Source organism: Brevundimonas diminuta (assembly GCF_050310045.1).
In the GTDB taxonomy this organism is placed as follows: Bacteria; Pseudomonadota; Alphaproteobacteria; order Caulobacterales; family Caulobacteraceae; genus Brevundimonas; species Brevundimonas diminuta_F.
Window position 1 is genome coordinate 3,149,102 of record NZ_CP190005.1, and the last position, 25,664, is coordinate 3,174,765.

General features: G+C 67.5%; 19 protein-coding genes. 8 read left to right on the forward strand and 11 right to left on the reverse strand.

The features are described 5' to 3' along the window. The first annotated feature begins 3 nt into the window (after window positions 1–3). The 4 genes from sdhA (at window position 4) to ACORJG_RS15155 (ending at window position 3,826) form a co-directional block, all read left to right on the forward strand. Window positions 4–1,788, forward strand: coding sequence for a succinate dehydrogenase flavoprotein subunit (gene sdhA, locus ACORJG_RS15140; protein ID WP_427790316.1), 1,785 nt, complete (start codon window positions 4–6; stop codon window positions 1,786–1,788). A 12-nt stretch (window positions 1,789–1,800) separates the two neighbouring features. Beyond that, the gene (locus tag ACORJG_RS15145; RefSeq protein WP_427790318.1) at window positions 1,801–2,598 is read left to right on the forward strand and encodes a succinate dehydrogenase iron-sulfur subunit; all 798 of its coding nucleotides are present in this window, start codon (window positions 1,801–1,803) and stop codon (window positions 2,596–2,598) included. A 114-nt stretch (window positions 2,599–2,712) separates the two neighbouring features. Continuing rightward, entirely contained in the window at window positions 2,713–3,033 is a 321-nt protein-coding gene (locus ACORJG_RS15150; protein ID WP_427790320.1) for a 2Fe-2S iron-sulfur cluster-binding protein, read from the forward strand. A gap of 1 nt (window position 3,034) precedes the next feature. Continuing rightward, entirely contained in the window at window positions 3,035–3,826 is a 792-nt protein-coding gene (locus ACORJG_RS15155; RefSeq protein WP_427790322.1) for a kinase, read from the forward strand. Between the two features lie 15 nt (window positions 3,827–3,841). Here ACORJG_RS15155 and ACORJG_RS15160 read toward each other — a convergent pair whose 3' ends face one another. Both ACORJG_RS15160 and ACORJG_RS15165 read right to left on the reverse strand, forming a co-directional pair. After that, entirely contained in the window at window positions 3,842–4,696 is an 855-nt protein-coding gene (locus tag ACORJG_RS15160) for an HAD family hydrolase (RefSeq protein ID WP_427790324.1), read from the reverse strand. Window positions 4,697–4,763: 67 nt separating this feature from the next. Beyond that, window positions 4,764–7,088 carry an ATP-binding protein gene (locus tag ACORJG_RS15165; protein WP_427790326.1) on the reverse strand — a complete coding sequence of 775 codons (2,325 nt, stop codon included), beginning with the start codon at window positions 7,086–7,088 and terminating at the stop codon, window positions 4,764–4,766. Between the two features lie 163 nt (window positions 7,089–7,251). Between ACORJG_RS15165 and ACORJG_RS15170 the strand changes: the two genes are divergently transcribed. Both ACORJG_RS15170 and ACORJG_RS15175 read left to right on the forward strand, forming a co-directional pair. After that, window positions 7,252–7,656 (forward strand): metallopeptidase family protein, encoded by a 405-nt coding sequence (locus ACORJG_RS15170; RefSeq protein WP_427793076.1) that lies wholly within the window; start codon window positions 7,252–7,254, stop codon window positions 7,654–7,656. Next, the gene (locus ACORJG_RS15175; protein ID WP_427790327.1) at window positions 7,649–8,437 is read left to right on the forward strand and encodes an ABC transporter ATP-binding protein; all 789 of its coding nucleotides are present in this window, start codon (window positions 7,649–7,651) and stop codon (window positions 8,435–8,437) included. Before ACORJG_RS15170 ends, ACORJG_RS15175 begins: the two co-directional genes overlap by 8 nt. A gap of 25 nt (window positions 8,438–8,462) precedes the next feature. Here ACORJG_RS15175 and ACORJG_RS15180 read toward each other — a convergent pair whose 3' ends face one another. The 7 genes from ACORJG_RS15180 to ACORJG_RS15210 form a co-directional block, all read right to left on the reverse strand. Further along, window positions 8,463–9,230, reverse strand: coding sequence for a class I SAM-dependent methyltransferase (locus ACORJG_RS15180; RefSeq protein ID WP_427790329.1), 768 nt, complete (start codon window positions 9,228–9,230; stop codon window positions 8,463–8,465). 6 nt (window positions 9,231–9,236) lie between these two features. Next, window positions 9,237–10,634 carry an RsmB/NOP family class I SAM-dependent RNA methyltransferase gene (locus ACORJG_RS15185; protein ID WP_427790331.1) on the reverse strand — a complete coding sequence of 466 codons (1,398 nt, stop codon included), beginning with the start codon at window positions 10,632–10,634 and terminating at the stop codon, window positions 9,237–9,239. Further along, entirely contained in the window at window positions 10,631–12,610 is a 1,980-nt protein-coding gene (locus ACORJG_RS15190; protein ID WP_427790333.1) for a potassium transporter Kup, read from the reverse strand. Before ACORJG_RS15190 ends, ACORJG_RS15185 begins: the two co-directional genes overlap by 4 nt. A 72-nt stretch (window positions 12,611–12,682) precedes the next feature. After that, the gene (locus ACORJG_RS15195) at window positions 12,683–13,468 is read right to left on the reverse strand and encodes a DUF1223 domain-containing protein (protein WP_427790335.1); all 786 of its coding nucleotides are present in this window, start codon (window positions 13,466–13,468) and stop codon (window positions 12,683–12,685) included. Window positions 13,469–13,596: 128 nt separating this feature from the next. Beyond that, window positions 13,597–15,801 carry a prolyl oligopeptidase family serine peptidase gene (locus tag ACORJG_RS15200; protein WP_427790337.1) on the reverse strand — a complete coding sequence of 735 codons (2,205 nt, stop codon included), beginning with the start codon at window positions 15,799–15,801 and terminating at the stop codon, window positions 13,597–13,599. A gap of 18 nt (window positions 15,802–15,819) precedes the next feature. Next, a complete protein-coding gene (locus ACORJG_RS15205) occupies window positions 15,820–17,982 on the reverse strand; it encodes a prolyl oligopeptidase family serine peptidase (RefSeq protein ID WP_427790339.1) in 2,163 nt (720 codons plus the stop codon). A gap of 93 nt (window positions 17,983–18,075) precedes the next feature. Further along, window positions 18,076–18,879 carry a potassium channel family protein gene (locus ACORJG_RS15210; RefSeq protein ID WP_427790340.1) on the reverse strand — a complete coding sequence of 268 codons (804 nt, stop codon included), beginning with the start codon at window positions 18,877–18,879 and terminating at the stop codon, window positions 18,076–18,078. Window positions 18,880–18,927: 48 nt separating this feature from the next. On the opposite strand from ACORJG_RS15210, the gene dapF reads away from it, so the two are divergent. Continuing rightward, window positions 18,928–19,920, forward strand: coding sequence for a diaminopimelate epimerase (gene dapF, locus ACORJG_RS15215; protein ID WP_427790342.1), 993 nt, complete (start codon window positions 18,928–18,930; stop codon window positions 19,918–19,920). A gap of 97 nt (window positions 19,921–20,017) precedes the next feature. Then, window positions 20,018–22,294 (forward strand): NADP-dependent malic enzyme, encoded by a 2,277-nt coding sequence (locus ACORJG_RS15220; protein WP_427790344.1) that lies wholly within the window; start codon window positions 20,018–20,020, stop codon window positions 22,292–22,294. A 76-nt stretch (window positions 22,295–22,370) separates the two neighbouring features. Here the strand turns inward: ACORJG_RS15220 and ACORJG_RS15225 are convergent, their stop codons facing one another. Together ACORJG_RS15225 and ACORJG_RS15230 are read right to left on the reverse strand one after the other, a co-directional pair. Beyond that, window positions 22,371–24,050, reverse strand: a complete 1,680-nt coding sequence (locus tag ACORJG_RS15225) for an AmpG family muropeptide MFS transporter (protein WP_427790346.1) — start codon at window positions 24,048–24,050, stop codon at window positions 22,371–22,373. 27 nt (window positions 24,051–24,077) lie between these two features. Continuing rightward, window positions 24,078–25,661, reverse strand: coding sequence for a response regulator (locus tag ACORJG_RS15230; RefSeq protein ID WP_427790348.1), 1,584 nt, complete (start codon window positions 25,659–25,661; stop codon window positions 24,078–24,080). Window positions 25,662–25,664 lie beyond the last annotated feature (3 nt).

The following is a 25,664-nucleotide window of genomic DNA, read 5'->3' on the forward strand; positions in this document are numbered from 1 at the left end:
GCCATGGCTGCATACGAGCTTATCGATCACGAATACGACGTCGTCGTCGTCGGCGCCGGCGGTTCGGGCCTGCGCGCCGCCCTCGGCGCCGCCCAGCAGGGCCTGAAGGTCGCCTGCGTCACCAAGGTCTTCCCGACCCGCTCGCACACGGTCGCAGCGCAGGGCGGCATCTCCGCCTCGCTGGGCAACATGGGCGAGGACAGCTGGCAGTGGCACATGTACGACACCGTCAAGGGGTCGGACTGGCTGGGCGACCAGGACGCCATCGAATATCTGGTGCGCAACGCGCCGCAGGCCGTCTATGAGCTGGAACACTGGGGCGTGCCCTTCAGCCGCACCGACGAAGGCAAGATCTATCAGCGCGCCTTCGGCGGCATGACCCGCAACTTCGGCGAAGGCCCCGTGCAGCGCACCTGCGCCGCCGCCGACCGCACCGGTCACGCCATCCTGCACACCCTGTACGGCCAGTCGGTCCGCCGCGAGGTGAAGTTCTTCATCGAGTATTTCGCGCTGGACCTGATCATGCAGGACGGCGCCTGCACCGGCGTCACCGCACTTCAGCTCGACACCGGCCAACTGCACCAGTTCCGCGCCAAGATGGTGGTGCTGGCGACCGGCGGTTACGGCCGCGCCTACTTCTCGGCCACCTCGGCCCACACCTGCACCGGCGACGGCAACGCCATGGTGCTGCGCGCCGGCCTGCCGTTGCAGGACATGGAGTTCGTGCAGTTCCACCCGACCGGCATCTACGGCGCCGGCTGTCTGATCACCGAGGGCGCCCGCGGCGAAGGCGGCTATCTGACCAACTCCGAAGGCGAACGCTTCATGGAGCGCTATGCGCCGACCGTGAAGGATCTGGCTCCGCGCGACATGGTCTCGCGCTCCATGACCATCGAAATCCGCGAAGGGCGCGGCGTGGGTCCGAACAAGGACCACATCTTCCTGCACCTGGATCACCTCGATCCCAAAATCCTGCACGCGCGCCTGCCGGGCATTTCCGAGTCGGCCAAGATCTTCGCCGGCGTCGACGTGACCAAGGAGCCGATTCCGGTCCTGCCGACGGTCCACTACAACATGGGCGGCATCCCGACGAACTATCACGGCGAGGTGCTGACGCTGCGCGACGGCGACCCCGACAGCGTGGTTCCGGGCCTGATGGCGGTGGGCGAAGCCGCCTGCGTCTCGGTGCACGGCGCCAACCGTCTGGGCTCCAACTCCCTGACCGACCTGGTGGTGTTCGGCCGCGCCGTCGGCCTGCGCTGCGGCGAGGTCGTGGACAAGAACTCCGCCGTGCCGTCGGCCTCCAAGGCCCAGACCGACGCCCACCTGGCGCGCCTCGACCGCTTCCGCAACGCCTCGGGCTCGACCCCCACGGCGCATCTGCGTCTTGAGATGCAGCGCGCCATGCAGGCCGACGCCGCCGTGTTCCGTACCGGCAAGACACTGGACGAAGGCGTCCAGAAGCTGCGCTCGATCGACGCCGCCGGCTCGGACATCAAGACCACGGACCGCGGCCTGATCTGGAACACGGATCTGGTGGAGACGCTGGAGTACGACAACCTGATCGCCCAGGCCGTCGTCACCATCGAAGGCGCCGCCAACCGCACGGAATCGCGCGGCGCCCACGCCCGCGAGGACTTCCCCGACCGCGACGACGTCAACTGGATGAAGCACACCCTGGCGTGGAAGCGCCCGGGCGAAGGCGTCCAGATCGACTACCGTCCGGTGCACAAATACACGATGACCGACGAGGTCGCATATATCGAGCCCAGGGCTCGGGTTTACTAAGGGGGATCGCAGATGGTTCAGCTCAGCCTCCCGCGCGGCTCCAAGCCCACGACCGGCAAGGTCCACAAGGCTCCGGCCGGCGCCAAGAACGTCAAGACCTACAAGGTCTATCGCTACGACCCCGAAGTGGACGCCGATCCACGCTGGGACTCGTACGAGGTCTCGACCGACGATCACGGCCCCATGCTTCTGGACGCCCTGATCCACATCAAGAACGAGATCGACCCCACCCTGTCGTTCCGCCGTTCGTGCCGTGAAGGCATCTGCGGCTCGTGCTCGATGAACATCGACGGCCGCAACACCCTCGCCTGCACCAAGGGCTGGGAAGAGTGCTCGTCGCACAACATCACCATCGCCCCCCTGCCGCACCAGCCGGTGGTCAAGGATCTGGTGACGGACCTGTCTCTGTTCTACGCCCAGTACGACTCCATCCAGCCCTACCTCCAGTCCGACCTGCCGGACCCGGAGAAGGAGCGCCTGCAGTCGCCGGAAGACCGCGAAAAGCTCGACGGTCTGTACGAGTGCATCCTGTGCGCCTGCTGCTCCACCTCGTGCCCGAGCTATTGGTGGAACCAGGAAGAATACCTCGGCCCGGCAGCCCTGCTGCAGTCCTACCGCTGGATCGCTGACAGCCGCGACGACGCCACGCAGAAGCGTCTCGACGACCTTGAAGACCCGTTCAAACTGTATCGCTGCCATACGATCATGAACTGCGCTCAGGTCTGCCCCAAGGGGCTGAACCCGGCCAAGGCGATCGCCGAGACCAAGAAGCTGATGGTTTCGCCGTCACGCAAGAAGACGGCGGCTTAAGCCTCTCGAACTTCTGATCCGAGACAACCCCCGGCGCCGCCAGGTTCCGGGGGTTTTTCATGACCGTGGCGCGCCGGCACTTGCCAGCGGCGCAGGCGAGGCTAAGACGCCCCTATGGCCAAGATCACCTATATTGAGCACGACGGCACCGCGCACACGGTCGAGGTCAAGACCGGCCTGTCCGTCATGGAAGGCGCGATCCGCAACAATGTGCCGGGCATCGACGCCGACTGCGGCGGCGCCTGCGCCTGCGCCACCTGCCACGTCTATGTCGACCCGGACTTCGCCGCCGAGACGGGCCGCGCCTCGGCCATGGAGGAGTCCATGCTGGACTTCGCCGAAAACGTCGAACCGAACAGCCGCCTGTCCTGCCAGATCCGCGTCAGCGACGATCTGGACGGCCTGATCGTGCGCCTGCCTGAAAGCCAGCACTGAGATGATCGACGCCCGGCTGCTGGATGCGGTCGGGTCGCTGGTCGCCGCCCACGCTCGCCCGGGTCATACGCCTCTGATCGGCATCGCCGGAGCGCAGGGGTCAGGCAAGACGACGCTCGCCCGCGCGGCCGCAGCCCAACTGGGCGCCGCACATCTGTCGCTGGATGATGTCTACCTGACGCGCGCCGAACGTCAGGCCCTGGCCCGCGACATCCACCCCCTGTTCGCCGTGCGCGGCCCGCCGGGGACGCATGATCTGGCCTTGCTTGAGCAGACGATCGCCGCCCTGGGCGCCGCCGGGACGGACAGCCGCACGCCGCTTCCCACTTTCGATAAACTGGCGGACGACCGCGCAGCCGAAGCCGACTGGCCCGTGTTCACGGCCCGCCCGTCGGTGGTGCTGATCGACGGCTGGTGTCTGGGCGCGACGGCGCAGGCGAAGGCTGAACTCATCGCGCCGATCAATGATCTCGAGGCCGAAAGGGACCCAGACGGCCTGTGGCGAGGCGCCGTCAACGCCGCCCTGAACGGCCCCTATGCCGAAGTCTTCGCCCGCTTCGACGCCATCCTGTTCCTGAAGGCGCCGTCGTTCGACGCCGTGCTGGACTGGCGTTGCGAGCAGGAGGCTGGGCTCATGGGCCTGACGCTCGACAACCTGCCTGCGCCCAGACGCGCCGAACTGGCCGTCTTCATCCAGCACTTCGAGCGCATCACCCGGCACATGCTGTCAGGCGGAGTGAGGGCGGACCTCACCATAACGCTGGACCGTCAGCGTCGCCCCGTCTCCCCTTGAGGGAAAAGGAAGCGGTCAGTCCGCGGGCATGCGGCCGTAGTTGACCGCGATGCGGCCGATCAGTCCCTTGACGATCAGGTCGACCGGCGAGCCTTCGCGATAGTCCCCCGCCGCCACGAAGTTTACTCGGTCCTCCGAGATCAGACGATGGATCTTGTCCTGATCGCGCGGCGTGCTGTCGGGGTCGTAGACGGCGATGGAGAAGCCGCCCTTGGTGTGCATCATCTTCATGGTCGGCACATCGGTGTCGCCGTCGCCCAGGAAGATCATCCGGTCAAAGGGGATGGGGCGCTCTTCATCCGGGATGAAGCGGTTGATGCGTTCGTCCTCCCAGTGGTTGTGCACCCCCTTGTTGATGCGGAACAGATACTGGGTCTTGGTCGTGTAGTTGACGCCGACGGCGGGCCAGACCGCCACGTCGTCCGCGTCATAGGCGTATTTCGAGGCGAAGACGTGGGTGAAGGCCCCGGCGATGGGGCAGCCCTCGATCATTTCTTCCAGCCCGGCCGAGATGATGTAGTGCTCGATCTCCAGACCGAACTGGGCGCCGAAGGCGTTCATCCGCTCGAACCATGAACGGTCGCGCAGACCCTCGAACAGGGCCACGTCGCGGCCGTGGTCGCGCAGGGTCTGGCGTGTGACGGGGGCTCCCTGTTCGCGCGCGGCCAGCAGCATCATCTGCATATACATCAGGATGCCGTCGCCATCTGCGGCGATCGTCCGTGGACGGACGGACTCGTTCCAGAACTGGGCGGGCGTCATTCCGATCGACGGAATAAAGCTGACTTCCTGCATGTTGCCGCGCGCAAGCGTCCCGTCGAAATCATAGATGACAGCGGTCTTGAGCAGGGGGCGAGGGGCGTCGGCCATGGAACGTCCTGAAAGGCTTGAACCCGCCTTCTAGCACGACCCGGGCATCAGGATCAGCCCAAGGAGATCAACCCAGCAGAAGCTCCGGCGCGGCGGTCGGCGCAGTGGCCTCAACCGGCAGGTGCAGGATGAAGGCGGCCCCCTTGCCCGGTTCCGACTGGACCTCGGCCCAGCCGCCGTGCAGTTCGACCAGCGCCTTGACCAGAGCCAGCGCCACGCCCGGCCCGCCGCGCTCGCGCCGCACGAAGCGGTCGAAGACGTGGGCCTGCAGGTGATAGGGGATGCCCCGGCCGGTGTCCTCGACGCGGATGCGGATCTCGCCCGGCCCGGCCTCGGCGGTCAGGCTGACGGCGCCGCCTTCGGATACCGCGCGGCAGGCGTTCTCCAGCAGGTGATCGACGGCCTGGGCGATGCGGCGAATGTCGGCGCGGATCGGCTTCAGCCCCGCCGGGCAGGCCAGGTGCAGCGTGGCGCCGCGCCCCTCGACCTTGGTCCTGATCTTTTCCGCCGCCTCGTCCAGCAGGTCGCAGACCCGCACGTCGCCCAGCGACAGCTCCATCTCGCCCGCATCGATCTGGGCCATGTCCAGCACATCGTCGATGGAGCGGGCCAGATGGCTGGCCGCCACGCGGATGGCGCCCGCGTGCTGGCGGCTGCGCTCCGGCAGGTCGCCCATCGCCTCCAGCAGTTCGGAATAGCCGACGATGGTCGTCAGCGGCGTGCGCAGTTCATAGGAGACGCTGCCGACGAACTCGCGCTTCAGCGCCTGGCTTTCGGCCAGTGCAGCCTCCTTCGCGGCCAGCGCCTGCTCCAGTTCGCGCCGGGCCGTCACGTCGAAGAAGGCGACCAGGGTGGCGCCGTCGGGCAGGGGGCGGGTCTGCCAGGCGGCGACGCGGCCGTCCTCGGTTCGGCCCTCGCCGGAGATGGCCACACGGCTTTCGGGATCAGGGTCGGCCACCCGCGCCTTCAGCCCCAGCCACAGGGCGGCGTCGGGCAGGACCGGACGGCACAGGGCGGCCACGGCGTCGAAGTCGCCCGCCTCCATCAGCCGTTCGCCGGGGACGTTCCAGAAACTCTCGAAGGCTTCGTTGTGCAGCCGCAGCCGACCGTCCGAACCGAACACGGCCACGGCGTCGTTCAGCTTGTCCAACGTCGCGCGCTGGACCTGAATCTGGGCGTTGTAGCGGCTGCGCAGCTGCAGCTCGCCGGTGATGTCCGAAAAGATCAGCAGGATGCCGCCCAACGGGTGCGGCTGGCGCACCACCCGCAGCGTCCGCCCGTCGGGCAGGGACCAGCTGTCGTCCGGCGAAGCCTGTGCGGCGCCGTAGAAGTCCAGCTCCTCGGCCTTCCACGCGGCGTAGTCGACGACCTCGGGCAGCAGGCGCTTCTGGCGCAGCCGGTCCAGCAGTTCGGCGTGGGTCGGCCGCTCGTCCAGCCATGCCGGGTCGACCCCGAACAGCGACTGGAAGGCGGTGTTGTGGAAGGCCAGCCGCTTGGATGGGCCGAAGATGGCGACGGCGTCCGCCAGATGGTTCAGCGTCTCGTCATGGGCCTCGACGTGACGGCGCAGGGTGTCGCGCGTCTCCTCGGCCTCGGTCATCTCGATGGCGAAGGCGATGACGGCGCCGCGTCCGCCCGACAGCGGCTCGGCCAGGATCTTCCACGCCCTGCGCCGCCCGCCCGCCGTGGTCCAGCGGAAGCCTTCCTGACGCGCGTTCAGGCGCAGGGCCTCGGCCACCACGGCGTCGGCGCCGCGATCGAAACTGAGGGTGCGGCTGCGCGCCTCGTCCAGCGTCTCGGCGCCGGTTTCCAGAAGCCAGGCGCTGTTGGCCCAGATCAGTCGGCCCGCGCCATCCACCACCCATGTCGGGGCCGGGGACTGCTCCGCCAGGGCGCCGGGTCCGGCCTCGCCGCCCTTGTCCGGCCCGCCCAGCCGCGACAGCCGCAGCCAGGCCCCGCCGCCGTGGGGGCGTCCTTCGACAGCCCAGGCGCCGTCCGCGCTTTCCAGCAGGGTCTCGAATGCTTCACCCGCCCCCAGCAGGGCGTCCATGCGTCCGGTATGAGACTGGTTCAGGACCGTCAGAACGGCCGCAGCGGCCTCATCCGCATTCCCGTCCGGCGACAGGGCGGCCAGCATGTCGGGCGCGCCGAAGACCGCCTCGATCTCGCCGTCACAGGTCAAGGCCAGCCGCACGTCGTCAAACGCCATCAGGGCCGTGGCGCCCGCCTCGGCCTGCGTCCGGGTGCGGTTCAGGCGATGGGCCGCTTCGGTCTCGCACGCGGTCAGCCGGGCGCGCAGACGCCAGGCCCAGACGCTGACCGCCAGCGCCAGTCCTGCCGCGCCCGCCGTGGCCGCAAAGGCGATGTCGGCCGCGAGATCCGCCTCGGCCATGCCTTCCCCAGAAGTTCCGATCCATGTTCGGCCGCCCGTCTGAGGCAGGCCGATTCGGCGTTTACCATACTCTGATTGGGCGAATTGCGATGCGGCCCATCTACGCGCGGCCATACCGCCGATTGCGACCGGGCGCCGGGCAGGCGATACCGGCGCCATGAGCATGACCTGGACCGACCAGACCGCCCCCTCGCTGGACGACTTCGCCCGTCTGGCCGAGGAGGCTTTCGCCGCCCTGCCCGACCTGTTCCGTCAGGCGGCGGGGGATGTCGTCATCCGCATCGACGACTTCGCCGACGAAGAGACCCTGCGCGATCTGGAGATCGAAGACCCGTTCGAGCTGACCGGCCTCTATTCCGGCGTCCACATCGGCGAGAGCGACGGCATGGGCCCGGCCGCGGAGCCGTCGCGCGTCTTCCTGTATCGCCGCCCCATTCTGGACGAGTGGTGCGAACGCGGCGACGTCGGTCTGGCCGAAATCATCGCCCACGTCCTGATCCATGAAATCGGCCATCATCTGGGGCTGGACGACGATCAGATCCACGCCATCGAGGACGATGATGACTGACCCCCTGCTGCGGATCGAAAACGCCAGCGTGGTGCGCGGCGAGCGCCGCATTCTGGATGATGTCAGCCTGACCATCGCGGCGGGCGATCACACGGCGATCCTGGGCCGCAACGGCTCGGGCAAGTCGACGCTGGTCAAGCTGATCCTGCATCAGCTCTATCCGGTGCATGGCGCGCGGGTCGAGGTGTTCGGCCAGAGCCCCTGGGATGTCTTTTCCTTACGTCGGCGCCTCGGCTTCGTCTCGCCCGCCGCCCAGTCGGACCTGACCGGCGAGGATGCGCTGGAGGTGATGGACGCCGTCGTCTCGGGCTTCTTCGCCTCACGCGGAGTCTGGCGGCGCGAAACGGTCGAGCCCGCCATGCGTGACGCCGCCGCCGAGGCCCTGCACCGCATGGGGGTCGAGCATCTGATCGGCCGCTCGATGGCCACCCTGTCGTCGGGCGAGGCGCGCAGGGTGCTGATCGCCCGCGCCCTGGCCCACCGGCCGGACGCCATCCTGCTGGACGAGCCGTGCGGCGGGCTGGACCCGGCGACGCGCCGACTGTTTCTGGACAGCCTTCGTCCGTTGGCGCAGGACGGCGCCACCCTGATCCTGGTGACCCACCACATCGAGGAAATCCTGCCCGAGATCGGCCGCGTCATCATGATGAAGGACGGCCGCGTCGCCCGCGACGGCGCCAAGGCCGATATGCTGACCGACGCCGCCTTGACCGACCTGTTCGGCCTGCCCATCCACGTCAACGTAGGACGCGACGGCTGGCGCAGCGCGCGACTGGATTAGAGACGCCGGATCTAAAGGCGTCAGATCAGGGGCGTGCAGCCTCAAAGGTGATGACTTCGTCCTCGCGGCGCGGCGGGCGTCCGTGTTCGTAGCCGCCCGAGATCATGATGTCGGTAAAGCCCGTCGCCGACAGGGCCAGTCGCAACTCCTCAACGCCCCACCAGCGCAGGGCGAACAGTTCCAGCTCTGACCCCGTCAGGCGACCGTCCGTCCACAGATCATAGCGTAGGTGCGAGACGACGCTCTGGTTCAACAGATCGGAATCGACCCGTTCCTCGGTCAGGGTCAGCACCTCGCCATTGGCATCGGTCCAGCGCCGCGTCGGCCCGGGCGGCGCCAGAACGGCGCTGACCGGATCAAGGTCGAGGATCAGGCGGCCGCCTGGCGCCAGAAGGTCGTGAAAGCGCTTCAGAGCGTTCAGCCCTTCCTGCGCGGTGGCGATCAGCTGAAACGATCCGGCGGGCAGGATGACGGCGGCGAACCGGGTCGGGCTGTCGAAATCATCGAAGCGGGCGACAGACAGATCCGCCGTCAGGCCCCGCGCCGCACACGCCCTGCGGCACAGCTCCAGCATGGCCGGTGAGGCGTCGAAGCCGACGACCTCAAACCCGGCCTTCAGCAGGGGAACCAGCACGCGCCCGGATCCGACCGCCGGTTCCAGCACGGGGCCAATGCAGCCCTTCAGGCGGGCGGCGTAGAACTCCACATCGCCGAAAGAGCGGCCGATCGGCTTGTCCAGTTCATAGACCCGCGCGGCCAGACCGGCGTAGCGATTACTCAGGGCGTCCGTCATCGGCCTTCAGTCCGTGATCCGCTCCAGCTTCGCGGCGAAGAAGCCGTCCAGACCGCCCTTTTCCGCCCATTGCGAGGGCAGGATGCGCAGCCAGCCTTCCGGGGTCAGGGCCTCATCCGGAGCGCCGACCTCGGCTGGAACGGCGGCGATGGTGCGGAAGGCCGGGTTGCGGCGCAGGAAGGCGATCACCTGCGTCTCGCCCTCTTCGCGCTCCAGCGAACAGACGCAATAAACCAGACGGCCGCCCGGCTTCACCTTCTCGGCGGCGGCGTCCAGCAGGCGGTGCTGCACATCGGCCAGCTTGGCGACATCCGCGGGGCGGGTGGCGCGCAGCACCTCGGGGTTGCGGCGATAGGTGCCGGTCGCCGTGCAGGGCGCATCCAGCAGAACGGCGTCGAACAGCCGGTCGTCTTCCCAGTCTTCGGCCGGGATAGCGACGACCTCGGCCTTGAGGCCCATGCGCTCGAAATTCTGGCGCAGCCGCTTCAGCCGCGCCTCGGAACGGTCCAGCGCCGTGACTTCGGCCCCGGCGGCGGCCAGTTGCAACGTCTTGCCGCCCGGCGCGGCGCACAGGTCCAGCGCCGTCTCGCCCGCCTTGACCGCCAGCAGGCGCGCAGGGACGGCGGCGGCAGCATCCTGCACCCACCAGTCGCCCGCCTCGAAACCGGGCCATGCGGCGACATCGCCGCGCTTGCCGGTGCGGACCGTGCCGCCGGGCAGGGCCTCGCCCTCGACCGACGCCGCCAGTTCGGCCGGATCGACGCCGGGTTTGGCCGTCAGGTCGGTGGCGGGTTCCTCGCGCGTGGCCAGGGCCAGGCCGATCAGGGCCGCCTCGCCATAGGTCGCCTTCCAGCGCTGGGCCAGCCAGTCGGGCAGGTTGGATTCAGCGGTCGTCAGGCCGGGGCCGTCGCGGCCGACGCCGCGCAGGACAGCGTTGACCAGATTTTTGTAGGGACGGGTCTTGGGGTCGCGCTCGGCCAGCTTGACCGCTGTCGACACCGCTGCGAACGCCGGGGTGTCCAGCACCAGCGTCTGGGCCAGGGCCACGCGCAGGATGGTCAGCACCGCCAGCGGCGGCGCCTTCTGCAGGCGGCGATCCAGAATCTGATCGATCTCGCCCAGACGACGCAGGGCCGCCATGGCCACGGCGCGAGCGAAAGCCCGGTCCTGCGGCGGCAGATCGCGCGCGGGCGACTGCGACAGAGCTTCGTCCAGACCTGTGCGTTTTTCCAGCGCGGCGTTCAGCAGGACGCCGGCGACCAGACGCGCCTCGACGCCGATGTCGGCATGGGGGTCGTCCGCGACCGGATGCTGCGTCGGTTCGCGACGCGGGCCACGCGCCTTTTCAGCGATGCGGCGACCGCGCGCGGCGGAACTTTTGCCCTTGGGCGCGCCCCCGCTCACACCGACACCTGGGCGCCGAGTTCGACCACGCGGCCGGGCGGAATGCGGAAGAAGTCGGTCGGATTGGCGGCGTTACGCATCAGGAAGATAAACAGCTTGTCCTGCCAAAGAGGCATGCCCTGACGGGCGGTGGGAACGACGGAGCGGCGCCCCAGGAAGAAGCTGGTCGACATGATGTCGAACTTCAGCCCCTGTTTGCGGCACAGGCCGAGCGCGCGCGGCACGTTCGGCGTCTCCATATAACCGAAGGTCAGCGTCAGGCGCTTGAAATCATCGCTGATCGGCTCGACCGCCACCCTTTGCAGGTCCGGCACGCGCGGCCGGTCGGATGTGTGCACCGTCAGGATGATGTTCTTCTCGTGCAGCACCTTGTTGTGCTTGAGGTTGTGCATCAGGGCCACCGGCGCGACATCGGCGTCGGACGTCAGGAAGATGGCCGTGCCCGGCGCCCGGTGCGGCGGGCGGGCGCGCAGCATCTCGATCAGATCGGTCAGCGGCAGGCTGTCCTTGCGCGTCTTGTCGGTCAGAATCTGGGTGCCGCGCACCCAGGTCCACATCAGCATGACCAGCCCGCCGCCCAGCACCAGCGGCATCCACGCCCCGGCCGGGATCTTCAGCAGGTTCGACGTCAGGAAGACCGCGTCGATGAAGCCGAACGGCACCAGCGTCAGCAGCACCGCCCACAGCGGCCACTTCCACTTGTGCCGCACCACGGTGAAGGACATCAGGGTGTTGACCATCATCGTCCCCGTCACCGCCACCCCATAGGCGGCCGTCAGATTGTGCGACGACTGGAAGGTCACCAGGACGAACAGCACCCCGATCATCAGCAGGCTGTTGATCGCGGGCACGAATATCTGGCCCGCCTGCGTCTCGGAGGTGTTGCGGATGTCCAGTCGCGGCAGCAGGCCCAGCTGGACCGCCTGCTGCGTCACCGAGAAGGCGCCGGTGATGACCGCCTGGCTGGCGATCACCGTGGCCGCCGTCGCCAGCAGCAGCATGGGCCAGTAGACCAGCTGCGGGACCATGTTCCAGAACGGGTTGTTGGCCGCGCCGGGGTGCGACAGCAGGAAAGCCCCCTGACCCAGATAGTTCAGCGTCAGGCACGGCAGGACGATGAACAGCCAGCCCCGACGGATCGGCGACTTGCCGAAATGGCCCATGTCCGCATACAGCGCCTCGGCGCCGGTGACGGCCAGAAAGACGCTGCCCAGAATGACGAAGCCGAGGAAGCCGTCGGCGATCAGCAGCTTGATCCCGTAATAGGGCGACAGGGCCTTCAGGATCGACAGGTCGTCGAAGATGTGCGCCACGCCCATCAGGCCCAGCGACAGGAACCAGATCAGGGTAATGGGGCCGAAGAATTTGGCCAGACCCGCCGTGCCGCGCGACTGGACCATGAACAGCGCAATCAGAATGCCCGCCGCCAGCGGCACGATGAAGGGATCAAGGCGGCCGTTCAGACCCGGCGCCTCCTGCAGACCCTCTATGGCCGACAGCACGGAGATGGCGGGCGTGATGACGCCGTCGCTATAGAACAAGGCCGCGCCGCAGACACCCAGAACAAACAGCCAGGCGCTGCGTCGTCCGATGGCGTGCTGGGCCAGGGCCATCAGGGACAGGGTGCCGCCCTCGCCCTTGTTGTCCGCGCGCATCAGGAACATGACGTATTTGAACGTCACCACCACCATCAGCGCCCAGAAGGCCAGAGACACCACGCCGATGATGGCCAGATCGCCGTCGACGCCCTTCTGCGCATGGCCGATGGCTTCGCGCAGGGCGTAGATGGGGCTGGTGCCGATGTCGCCGAACACGACGCCGATGGCGCCCAGGATCAGGGCGCGGCTGCCGGTCTTGCCGGGTTTACGGCCCTGACCGTCGCCTGCATCTCCGGAAGGCGGAGTCGTGGCGTTCGCGGGTTCGGAAGCAGAAGCGGGCGACGTGGGAGCGTCCCCGCGGGGCGTATCCCCGACCATGCATATCCTCCGGGTCGCGCGATGACGCGCCCATCAAGAGCGGCGGGGCTTTAGACCCTTTCCATCAGCGGTTCAATCGCGCGACGGTTCCGGACGCGCGGCCGAGGACAGGATGCGTCGGTCATCCTTGGCCTGAAGAAGCACCACCATGCTGTCGCCGTTGTCGGCGTCGGCGGGCAGGGAAAGCAGCACGGGGCGGCCCGTCCAGTCGCCCAGACGGCGCACTTCACGCACCACATTGAGGTGGGGCACGGCCTGTCCGCGATTGTCGCCGCCCTTGATCTCGACCGTCTGCAGGCCGGGGCGATAGAGCACCGCCACCACCTCGGCGCCGCCGGGCGGCGGGCGGCCGGAGCCGACGCCGACGCGATCGCCGGTTTCGCGGAACTCGATCTCGGGCGGCCAACCGCGATCACGGGCCTCGGCCTCGACGGCGGCCTTCAGTTCGGGGGGGCGTGCGCCGGATACCTGACGCCGCCCGTCGATGACCACCTGCGGGGTCGAGACGTTGCGCAGCTTCAGCGCCTGCCGATAGGCGCGCTGGCGCTCGGCGAACTCGGGCCGGGCGAAGGTGTCGGGCCACCCCAGATAGTCCCAGTAGTCGACGCCATAGGTCAGGACGATGACCCCCGGCTGGTCCGCCACGGCGCCGACGGTGCGGTTGGCCTCGGGACAGCCGGAACAGCCCTGTGCGGTGAACAGTTCGACCACCACCGGCTGACTCGGCGTCGGCAGGGGCGCGTCACGATCCCTTGCGCCGCGCGCGCCAGAAGGCGCCACAGCAGCGGCCGCCGCCGTCAGGCTCAAGCCCGCGACGACCGCCGCCATCATCCCGTATCTGATCCAGCCCCGCGCCATGATGGCCGCGATCCTATCCCTTCGCGCCGACGGCGCCGCTCATAAATGCGTGAGCGACGCCATGAGGCCATCGAATGACGATCGCGCTCAAGCAGGCCGAAGGCCGGTCGCGCACTTACTAAAGACCCTCAGTCCATCAACTGCTGGGCCAGATAGACATAGTGGCGCGCCCAGCGCCGCGCGTTGGCGACCGGATCGGCGTCGTTGGAGTGACCGCCCGCCGTGTCCTCATAATAGAGGTGGTCGTGGCCCTGATCGCCCAGACGCGCCGCGAACTTGCGGGCGTGGCCGGGGTGGACCCGGTCGTCGCGCGTATTGGTGGTGATGTAGACGCGCGGGTATTTCACCTCGGGCCGCAGCTGCTGATAGGCGGAATAGCGGGCGATGAATTCGGCGTCGCCCGGAATGCGCGGATCGCCGTATTCGCCCATCCACGAGGCCCCTGCAGGCAGCTCCTGATAGCGCAGCATGTCGATCAGCGGGCTTTCGATGACCGCCGCATTGAACAGTTGCGGGTTCTGGGTGATCGAGACGCTGGTCAGCACCCCGCCGTTTGAGCGGCCATAGATGCCCAGATGGCGCGGGCTGGTGATGCGGCGCTGCTCCAGATCACGGGCCACGGCGGCGAAATCGTCGAAGGCGCGCTGACGATTTTCGCGCAGGGCCGCCTGGTGCCACTGCGGACCGAACTCGCCGCCGCCGCGGATATTGGCCTGAACGAAGACGCCGCCGTTCTCAAGCCACAGCTTGCCCATCTCGGGCTTGTAGGCGGGCGGGAAGCTGGCCTGGAAGCCGCCATAGCCGAACAGTATGGTCGGGCCGGTCCCGTCCATCGCCAGGTTCTTCGGCCGGGTGACGAAATAGGGAATCTTCGTCCCGTCGGTCGAGGTCGCCTCGAACTGTTCGACCACATGGGTCGAGGCGTCGAACTTGGCCGGGGCCGATTTCAGCTCGGTCAGGGCCCCGGTCGAGACATCGGCCAGGCTGAGCGTCGGCGGCGTCAGGAAGCCCTGCGTCGAGACGAAGACCTGCCCCTTGCCCTTGGCGCTGTCGCCCAGACTCACGGCGCTGTTGGCAGGCACGGCGATGTCGGTTGCGGTCCAGCCCCCGACGCCCGGCGTGAAGCGCTTCAGCGTGCCCACGACGTTGTCGGCGATGACGGCGACGATGCTGTCCTCGAACACCCGGACGTCCTGAAGCGACTGGCGCGGGCCGGGCGCGAAAATGGTCGCCGTCTTCGCATCGATACGGATGCTCTGGCGCACGTCGCCCAGCACGCCCATCGGCAGGGCGACCAGCGAACCGGCGGCGTAGTCCTGACCGTCGAAGCTCCACGCCTGTTCGGGCGAGAAGATCAGCTTGCCGTCCAGCACGCCCTGAAGACCCACGCGCTCAGGCAGGTTCAGCCGATAGGGCTTGCCGTCGGAACCCGGCGCCCAGATTTCCGAACGGAAGGTGTCCAGCGGGCGTGTGAACACCACCGCCTCGACCTTGCCTGCGCCGTCGCGGAAGACGCGGGGACTGACGCCGTAGCCGCCGTCGCCCTGCTGACCGCGATAGACCTCGGTCGCCTGCGCCAGCATCTGGCCGCGCTTCAGCGACTTGATGATGTAGGGATAGCCGGATTCCGTCAGGCTGCCGGGACCGAAATCGGTGGCGATCAGCAGGGTGTCGCGGTCCAGCCACGACAGGCGGTGTTTACCCTCCGGGAGGACGAAGCCGTCCTGCACGAAGGTCTTGGTCGTCAGGTCGAACTCGCGCACCGTTACGGCGTCCATGCCGCCGTTGGACAGATTGATCAGGCAGCGCGTCTCGTCCGGCGCGAGGCAGTTGGCGCCCTTGAACACCCAGTCCTTGCCTTCCGCCTTGGCCAGGGCGTCGATGTCCAGCAGCGTCTCCCACTGCGGCTGGGCCGTGCGATAGGAGGCCAGCGTCGTACGGCGCCAGACGCCCTTGGGATTGGCCGCGTCCTGCCAGAAATTGCCCAGACCCTCGCCCAGGAAGCTGACGCCGGGGATGCGGTCCGTCGCCGTCAGTATGGCTTCGGCCTGCTGGCGGAACGGCTCGTAGCGACGGTCGCCGGTCAGGGCGGCCAGCGACTTCTCATTCTCGGCGGCGACGAAGGCGCGCGAGACGGCGCCGTCGACCTCTTCCAGCGCCAGATGGTCGTCGGCGGCCTTGACCCCCTCTGGCGACAGATCGCGCGGGAAGTGCGGCGGCGGGGTCGCGGCCGAGGCGGTCGCCGGATCGGCAGGCGCGCCCTCGGCCAGCGCTGGCGCAGCGGCCAGCATCAGGGTCGGCAAGGCGACGGACAGGAACAGGGATTTCATCATGATCTCGGGCTCTGTCGATTACGGCTGCGAAGGCTGATCCATCAGCCGCCGGGTCAGATAGGTGTATTCCAGCGCGATGCGGCGGGCCGTCTCGCGCAGATTGGCGCCGGCCGCGTGGCCGCCGTCGGTGTTTTCATAGAAGAGCACGGGATAGCCCAGTTCTTCCAGTCGCGCCGTCGCCTTTCGCGCATGACCGGGATGGACGCGGTCGTCCTTGGTCGAGGTGTGGATGAAGACTTCCGGATAGGGCTGACCCGCCGCCAGTCGCTGATAGGGCGAGTACGCCTCGATCCATGCGCGCTGTTCGGGAATGTCCGGGTCGCCGTATTCGCCCTTCCAGCTGTCCCCGGCCAACAGCTTGTGGAAGCGCAGCATGTCGAACAGTGGAACCTGTATGACCGCCGCATTGATCAGGTCGGGGCGCTGGGTCAGCATGGCCCCCATGAAGAGCCCGCCCTGCGAGCCGCCCATGATCCCCAGGTGCGGCTGGCTGGTGATCCCGCGCGCGATCAGATCCTGCGCCACGGCCTGGAAGTCTTCATGGGCGCGCTGGCGGTTTTCCTGCTGGGCCGCCTGGTGCCATTTGGGACCGAACTCGCCGCCGCCGCGCGTATTGGCGATGACATAGACGCCGCCGCGCTCCAGCCACAGCTTGCCGACCGTCGGCGAATAGCCGGGCAGCAGCGACGACTGGAAGCCGCCGTAGCCATAAAGCAGCGTGGGGTTCGACCCATCCATCGCCATCGCGTCCTTATGGACTACGAAGTAGGGGATCATCGTCCCGTCGGCGCTGCGGGCCTCGAACTGATCGACGCGCATTCCGCTGGCGTCGAACTTGTCCGGCAGGGACTTGGTCAGGGTGACCGCGCCGGTCGCCGCATCGGCCAGATAGAGGCTGGACGGGTTCAGATAGCCGGTGACGCTGACGAAGATCTTGTCGTCTTTTTCAGACGCCGAACCGACGCCGACCGAGACGTTCTGCGGCAGGTCCAGACGGGTGCGGCTCCAGTCGGCCGGATCATAGACATAAACCGAGCCGCGCACGTTTTCATAAAGCGCCACGACCAGCTTGTTACGGGTGGCGTTGATACCTTCGACCGCTTCGCGCTCACCCGGTCGCAGGACCAGACGGGCAGGCGTCTTCGGATCGGCCAGCCAGGCCTGAAGCGGCCAGGCGATGACATCGCCGGTCCTGAATTCCTGGCCCGAGGGCGCGGTCCAGTCCTGATCGGTCGTCACCACCAGCTGGCCAGCGACCAGGGCGTTGATGCTGGACTTGAGCGGCAGCTCCAGCTTCCTGGTCTGGCCGTGGTCATCCAGCAGCCAGGTCTCGCTTTCGTAGAAGTTGATCCCCCGGTTCAGCAGCACGGCCTGCAATGCGCCGTCGGCGTCGCGCAGGGTGTAGCTGGATACGGAGACATCCGTCTTCTCGCCCGCGAAGACCTCGGCCTGATCGGCTGACGGTCCGCGTTTCATCAGGCGAACCGTGCGCGGATAGCCGGAGTTCGTCAGCGAGCCTTCGCCGAAGTCGCGCGAGACCAGCACCGTGGAGTGGTCGATCCACGTCACGCCGCCCTTGGATTCCGGCAGGTTGAAGCCGTCGGCGACGAAGGTCTTCGTCACTGTGTCGAACTCGCGGATCGTCACCGCATCCTTGCCGCCGTCGGACAGGAAGATCAGGCAGTAACGCTTATCCGGCGCCAGGCAGGTCGCGCCCTTATAGACCCAGTTGGCGCCTTCGGCCGCCGACAGGGCGTCGAAGTCCAGGATCGTCTCCCACTGCGGCGCGTCGGTGCGATAGCTGTCCAGCGTCGTGCGCCGCCAGATGCCGCGCACATGCTCGGCGTCCTGCCAGAAGTTGTCGACGTGGCCGTCGTGGGTGAAGCCGGGCGAGGGGATGCGGTCGCGTGACTGCACCAGATCCAGCGCCTGCTGGTGCAGGGTCTCATAGCGCGGATCGCCCTGAAGCACGCCCAGCGAGGTCTGGTTGTGGGCCTTGACCCAGTCCATGGCGCGCGCGCCCTCGACCTCTTCCAGCCACAGATAGGGATCGGTCGCGTCGCTGGTCGCGAAACCGCCGGTCGTTGCGGCGGCAGGGGAGGGCGTCTGGGCCATGGCGAAGGGGGCGGCTCCGGCGGCAAGGGAAAGAACGGCGATGGACGCCAGGGTGCGGATGATCATCAGGTCCCTCGGGTGGGCTATGAATCTTGGCCGTCACCCTGACCGTCGCGCCACGAGGGAGCAAGCGGTTGTAATCTTACCGCTGTGTAATCTTCAGTCGCCGTCGTCGGGAATGCACAGGATCTGACCGCAAGCCTTGCAGTGGACGGCGTCCGGGTCGTGCTTCTGCAGGCCGCAGGTCGGGCAGGGGAACTTGACCTTGTGCGGGCGCAACAGGGTCTGGGCCAGACGGATGAACAGGGTGATGCCGACCAGCATGACGACGATGGAGATCACCCGCCCCCAGTTGCCCGGCAGGGTGATGTCGCCGAACCCCGTCGTCGTCAGGGTGGCGACGGTGAAATACAGGGCGTCCAGATAGCCGTTGATGTGTTCGGCCTTGCCACGGAAATAGGCATAGACGAAGCCCGTCACGACAAAGACGAAGGTGATCAGGGCGGCCAGGGCGCGGGTGATCTCCTCGACCCGCGTGTCGTCGAACCGACGGCCGATGGTGCGCCAGAACAGGTCGCTGTTCAGCAGGCTCCATAACCGCAGCAGCCGCAGGAAGCCGAAATTGGCCAGCCAGGCAGGAAACAGCAGGGTCGCCAGAACGAACAGGTCGACCCAGACGATCGGCTTTTTCAGCCAGTCGCGGATGTCGGAATAGGCATAGGCCCGCGCCGCAAGATCCAGCCCCAGGATGGCGGCGATGAAATAGTCGGCGACATAGAAGACCCAGCCCGCCTCCTTCAGGATCGGCGCGGCCAGAAAGAAGCCGATAATCATCAGGTCGATGCTGATGACCATCAGGCGGAACTTCACCGCCGTCGGCTGCGTGCCCTGATAGAGGTAGCGCAGGCGGGCGCGCAGCCTCAGCCTGCCATGATCGACGGTCGAGCCGGTTTCGCTGGTCATCGTTTGAAGCGATACATGAAGCCACAAAAAATCCTATATGAAGATGGCATGACCGCTTCTTCCGCTCCCGCCAACAGCCGCCCCTATGTCCGCATGAACGGCGCCGGGAACGCCTTCGTCGTCGTTCAGGCCTTCGATCGCCCCTTCCATCCGACGGGAGATCAGGTGCGCGCCCTGGCCGATCCGGCGACCGGCCCGGGCGGCTTCGACCAGTTGATCGGCATCGAACCGTCCGAGACGGCCGACGCCTTCATGCGGGTGTGGAACGCCGACGGCTCGATGGTGCAGACCTGCGGCAACGCCCTGCGCTGCGTCGGCTGGCTGTTGCTGCAGGCCACGGACAAGGAGACGGTGGTCATCGACACCGCCGCCGGCCCCACCACCGCCCGCCGCGCCTTAGCATCTTCAGGCCGCGTCGGGTCGGGAAGCCCCTCAGGGCTGACGACCGCGGCCCAAGAAAAAAGCCGCGTCGGGTCGGGAGATCCCGCAGGGTCGACGACCGCGGCCCATCAAAAAATCCCGACCGCGGCCCATCATCAAGTCACCGTCGACATGGGGCCGCCGCGTCTGGACTGGGATCAGGTTCCGCTGGCCGAGGCGATGGACACGCGCGGGATCGAGCTTCAGGTCGGGCCGATCGACGCGCCGGTCCTGCACACGCCCGGCGCCGTCTCCATGGGCAATCCGCACGTGGTCTTCTTCACCGACCGACAGGACGACGCCTTCGTGCGCGCGTCCGGCTCTCTGGTTGAACACCACCCGCTTTTCCCGGAGGGCGTCAATGTCGGCTTCGCCCATGTCCTGTCGCCCGATCACATTAGGTTGCGGGTCTGGGAGCGTGGCGCGGGCCTGACGCTGGCCTGCGGCACGGGCGCCTGCGCCGCCCTGGTTGCCTGCGCGCGACGCGGTCTGACCGGCCGAAAGGCTGCTGTGACGGTTGATGGCGGGGAATTGACCATCGATTGGGACGAGGCGTCGGGCCACGTCTTCATGACCGGTCCGGTCGAGGTTGAAGGGACCGGCGCCCTGCCGATAGCGTAACCACAGGGCTTTTGAGCGTCCTTGACCCGGCGTCAGCTGTTGTCCCGGCCGTTTGCAGGTTCTAGGAACGAGGGGCGCCCCCCTTTCCGAGACACAAATGCCCGAACTGACCGATAAACAGACCTTCTCCGACGACGACGCCCTGGAGTTCCACAGCGATCCGACGCCGGGCAAGATCTCCATGGCCCCCACCAAGCCGATGGCGACCCAGCGCGATCTGTCGCTGGCCTATTCGCCGGGCGTGGCCGTGCCGGTTCTCGCCATCGCCGAAGATGCGGACAAGGCCTATGATTATACGTCCAAGGGCAATCTGGTCGCGGTCATCTCGAACGGCACCGCCATTCTGGGCCTGGGCAACCTGGGCCACATGGCCTCCAAGCCGGTCATGGAAGGCAAGTCGGTCCTGTTCAAACGCTTCGCCGACGTCGACAGCTTCGACGTCGAGGTGAAGACCACCGACCCGGACGAGTTCGTCACCGTGGTCAAGAACATCGGCGACACCTGGGGCGGCATCAACCTGGAGGACATCAAGTCCCCGGAATGCTTCGAGATCGAAGCCCAGTTGCAGGACCTGCTGGACATCCCCGTCTTTCACGACGACCAGCACGGCACCGCCATCATCTCGACCGCTGGTCTGATCAACGCCTGCCACATCGTCGGCAAGAAGCTGGAAGACATCAAGGTCGTCCTGTCCGGCGCGGGCGCGGCGGGTCTGTCCTCCATCGCCCTGATGAAGGCGGCGGGCGTCAAGGCTGAGAACACGACCATCTGCGACCGTCAGGGCGTCATCTACAAGGGCCGGGACAACGTCTCCCAATGGCAGGCGGCGCACGCCACCGACACGCCGCACCGCACCTTGGCCGACGCCATGGTCGGCGCCGACGTGGTGCTGGGCCTGTCGGCCAAGGGCGCGATCTCCAAGGAGATGGTCGCCTCCATGGCGCCCAATCCGATCATCTTCGCCATGGCCAACCCTGATCCGGAAATCACGCCCGAGGATGTGATGTCGGTGCGATCCGACGCCATCATGGCGACGGGCCGCTCGGACTATGTGAACCAGATCAACAACGTCCTGGCCTTTCCCTATCTGTTCCGCGGCGCGCTGGACGTGCGCGCGCGTCAGATCAACCACGACATGAAGATCGCCTGCGCCCACGCCCTGGCGGCGCTGGCGCGCGAGGACGTGCCGGACGAGGTCGCCGCCGCCTATCGCGGCCGCAAGCTGAAGTTCGGCCCGGACTACATCATCCCGACCCCGTTCGACCCGCGTCTGATCTGGTACATCCCGCCCTTCATCGCCCAGGCGGCGATGGATTCCGGCGTGGCGCGCAAGCCGATCGAGGACATGGACGCCTATCGCATCAGCCTGCGTCAGCGGGTCGATCCGTCGGCGGCCCTGATGCAGAAGATCCAGGGCAGCGTCCGTTCGGGTCCGAAGCAGCGCGTCGTCTTCGCCGAGGGCGAGGAGCAGTCGGTGATCCGCGCCGCCTGGGCCTTCAAACAGGCCGAACTGGGCACGCCCATCCTGGTCGGCCGCGAAGAGCTGATCCGTCAGAACGCTTCCGAAGCCGGCCTGATCTTCGATGATCTGGGCATCCAGATCATGAACGCCCGCATTTCCGAGCGGAACACCGAATACGTCGACTGGCTGTATGACCGCCTGCAGCGTCGCGGCTATCTGCGCCGCGACGTCCAGCGCATGATCAATCAGGACCGCAACTATTTCGCCGCCGCCATGGTCGCGCGCGGCGAGGCGGACTGCATGGTCACCGGCGTGACCCGCAACTTCAACATGGCCCTGAAAGAGGTCCGCCGCGTCCTGGACGTCAAGGACCGCATGATCGGCCTGTCGATCCTGCTGGCCAAGGGGCGCACCCTGTTCGTGGCCGACACCTCGATTCACGAACTGCCGGATGCGGCCGAACTGGCCGAGATCGCGGTCAAGGCCGCCGCCACGGTCAAGACGCTGGGCCGCACCCCGCGCGTCGCCTTCCTCAGCTATTCGACCTTCGGCGATCCGCCGGGCAACCGCGGCGAAAAGGTGCGCGAGGCCATCCGCATTCTGGACGGCATGGGCGTCGACTTCGAATATGAAGGCGAAATGCCCCCGGCGCTGGCGCTGAACTCCGAGGCGCGGGCCAACTATCCGTTCATGCGCCTGACCGGCGACGCCAATGTTCTGGTCATGCCGGCCATCCATTCCGCCGCCATCTCGACGCGTCTGGTTCAGGCGCTGGGCGGAGCGACGGTGATCGGCCCGCTGCTGGTCGGTCTGGAGAAGTCGGTGCAGATCGTGCCGCTGGGCGCCTCGGTCAGCGAGATCATGACCGCCGCCACCTTCGCCGCCTATGCGGAGGGGCCGAACGAGGCGTAACCCTCGTCACCCGGTGAAGATTGAAGAGGCGGCTCCCTGCGGGCCGCCTCTTTCTTTTTGGCCTTCGCCTTCGGCTTCAGGCGTCCTGACCCAGACGACGGCGCTCGAACGTCAGACGCACCCACTCCGCCAGACAGAAGATGACGGCGATGACGCCCAGCCAGGCGGCGATGACGAACATGGCGGCATAGCCCTGACGCTCGATCAGCTCGCCCAGCGCGCCACGGCCAAGAGTGCCGATCAACAGGGCCAGAGAGGTGAAGACGGCGAACTGCACAGCCCCGAACATCTTGTTCGACAGGGCCGACAGATAGGCGACGAAGGCCGCGCCCGCGAAGCCGCCGGCGATGTTCTCGCCCGCGATGGCCAGCATCAGCCGGGCCAGAGGCTCGCCGATGCCGAAGGCGCCGAACAGCTTGTACAGACCCGTCATCTGCATGAAGCCGCCGATCCACGGCGCGCCCAGCGCCAGATCCATCATCAGCAGGTTCGTCGCCGCCGACAGGATGGCGCCCAGCAGCAGGCTGGCCATGCGGCCGATGACCAGCAGCGCCCAGCCGCCCAGGGCGATGCCGATGATTGTCATGACCACGCCGAACGTCTTGGACGCCAGGGCGATCTCGGTTTTGGTGTGACCCAGCGCGCCCCCCGTGTCGCCCATGTAGAAGGGGAAGGCGAACGGCCCCCAGACGCCATCGGTAATGCGATAGGTCAGGATCAGGCCCAGCACGATCACCGCGCCCCAGCCCAGCCGCCCCATCAACTCCACCAGCGGCGCCAGGATGGCGTCGTACAGGGTGTTGGCGAAGGCCGGGCCCTGATCGGTAGAGGGCGCAGCCCCCGCCTTGCCGCCGCGCCAGACGATGATCCCGGCCAGCAGGGCCGGCAGGATCACCGCCATGCCGACGATCCACGGCCCCCAGACGGCGGTGAACTCTCCGGCGCTCGGCGCAGGCTTGACCGTCAGCGCCGTGACCATGAAGCGCACCAGCATGAAGGCCGCCCAGGCCCAGGCGATCAGGGTGATCCCCAGCGCCGTCATCCGCAGACGCAGCGAGCCGATCCGTTCACGCGCGATGGCGGCGCGCGGCGCAGGCTTGGGCTCGGGCGCGATCAGGGCGCCCAGCAAGCCCAGCCCCATCAGGCCCGCGCCGATGACGAACGTCGCCGACCAGCCCAGATGATCGGCCAGAACCAGCGCCCCTGCGCCCCCGACCAGCGCCGCCGTGCGGAACCCCAGCTGATAGACCGTCGACAGCAGGTCCACCGGCGTGCGCTCGTCCGCCACCTCGATCCGCCAGGTGTCGATGACGATGTCCTGCGTGGCCGAGGCGAAGGCGCCCAGCGCGGCCGCGCACGCCAGAACCACAATCGCGCCCGTCCCCGGATGCGACATGGATATGGCCAGAAGCGCTCCGATCAGCACGGTCTGACACAGGATCAGCCATGACCGGCGCCGTCCCATCCGCCCCAACACCGGCGGCGTCAGCCCGACCGCAGGCGACCACAGAAACTTGAAGGCCCCGAACAGCCCTACCCACGACAGCACCCCGATGGTGGCCACCGACACGCCCGCATCGGACAGCCAGGCGTTCAGCGTACCGAACAGCATGGCGAAGGGCAGGCCAGCCGAAAATCCCAGCAGCAGCATGGCCAGCGTCCGCCGCTCGCGGAAGGCGGCCTTGAGCACGCCCAACCCCTTTGGAGACGGCTGCAGCGCCGCGACCTCGGAAGCGGGCGTCTTGGAATCAGTCATGCGGGGCTCCGGCGGACGCCGCCGGACTCACGACGCCTTTACAGCGGCGACCTTGGCGTGGTTGGCGCCGTTCGTCCAGCGGGTCATGACCAGACGAAGTGCGTCGGCTTCCAGTGGTTTGGGCAGATGGTCATTCATGCCTGCTTCCAGACAAACGGCGCGATCTTCGGGGAAGGCGTTGGCGGTCAGGGCGATGATCGGCGTCCCGTCGCCGCGCGCCCTCAGCGCCCGTGCGGCGCCGGGCCCGTCCAGATGCGGCATCCGCATGTCCATGAACACCAGATCGAACCGCGCCGCCGCCATGGCGTCCAGCGCTTCGCGGCCATCCGCAGCGGTCTGGACCGTGCAGCCCTCGCGTCGCAACAGGGTCTTGGCCAGCAGTGCGCCGACCGGATTATCCTCGACCAGTAGGACGCGCAGGCCCCGGAAGGCGATCTGGGAGACGCGGTCGTCTTCGATCGGCAGAACGGGCGCGACCGGCAGGCCCCGGCGCGGCAGGGCGGCCAGAACCCGCTCGGCCAGCGACGCCCGGCGCAGCGGCTTGATCAGATAGCCGCAGAAGCCCGCCGCCCTGTAGCGGCTGATCAACGCCCGCTCGGACGGACGCAGCAGGATGATGGCCTGGCCCTGATCCGGTTTCATCGCCAGTGCGCCATCGCGCGCGCCGGCATGATCCACCAGCGTCACTTCGGCCGACTGCTCAGTCACACAGCCTCCGGACGCGATGATCTGGTCCGCAGCGGCCTGGCGCACGAAAGCGTCGGGCGTGTGGATGGCGACCGCCTTGTCTTCCAGCAGACGCATACGCGCAGGCGCGTCGGTCGCGACGGGAAACACCGCTTCGAAACGGAAGCGGGCGCCGGGACCGTCAGGACGATCTTCGACCTCGACCCGGCCTTCCATCGCCGAGGCCAGCCGCCGCACCACCGCCAGTCCCAGACCCGCGCCGTCAAAACGAGCGGCGTCGGATACATCGGCGTGGCCGAATTCTTCAAAGATACGGCTGCGCGCCTCTTCCGGGACGCCGGGTCCGGTGTCGTCGACAATGAAGGCCAGCCGCGTCCGCGCCGCACCCGCCCGCCGAGGCGGCATGGGAAGCGCTTCGATAGACAGCCGCACGCCGCCGCAATCGGTGAACTTCACCGCATTGCCTGCAAGGTTGAACAGGATCTGCCGCAGACGCCCTTCGTCGGCGATGATGTCAGGGGCGTCTGCATCTACTGACCAGACGATTTCCAGACCCTTGTCGTGTGCGCGCGGACTGAGGAGCTCAGCGACGCCCCGAACCATGGCTTCCAGATCCACAGGCGCGGAATCGAACTCCAGCGCCCCCGCCTCCAGCCGGGCGTAGTCCAGAAGATCGTTGACCAGACCCAACAGATGTTCGGCCGATTTCTGCGCCGCTTCGGCATAGGCGCGCTGGGCGCCGTCCAGCCGCGTGCGCGACAACAGGCCCAACATGCCGATCACGCCGTTCAATGGCGTGCGCATCTCATGGCTCATCAAACGCAGGAACTGCTGCTCGGGCGCGATGGCGGGTTCAGGTTCAGGCTCAACGGCGACCGGAACGGTTCCTTTGGCGGGCGAGGGTTTGCGGCGGGTCGGTCCCATGAA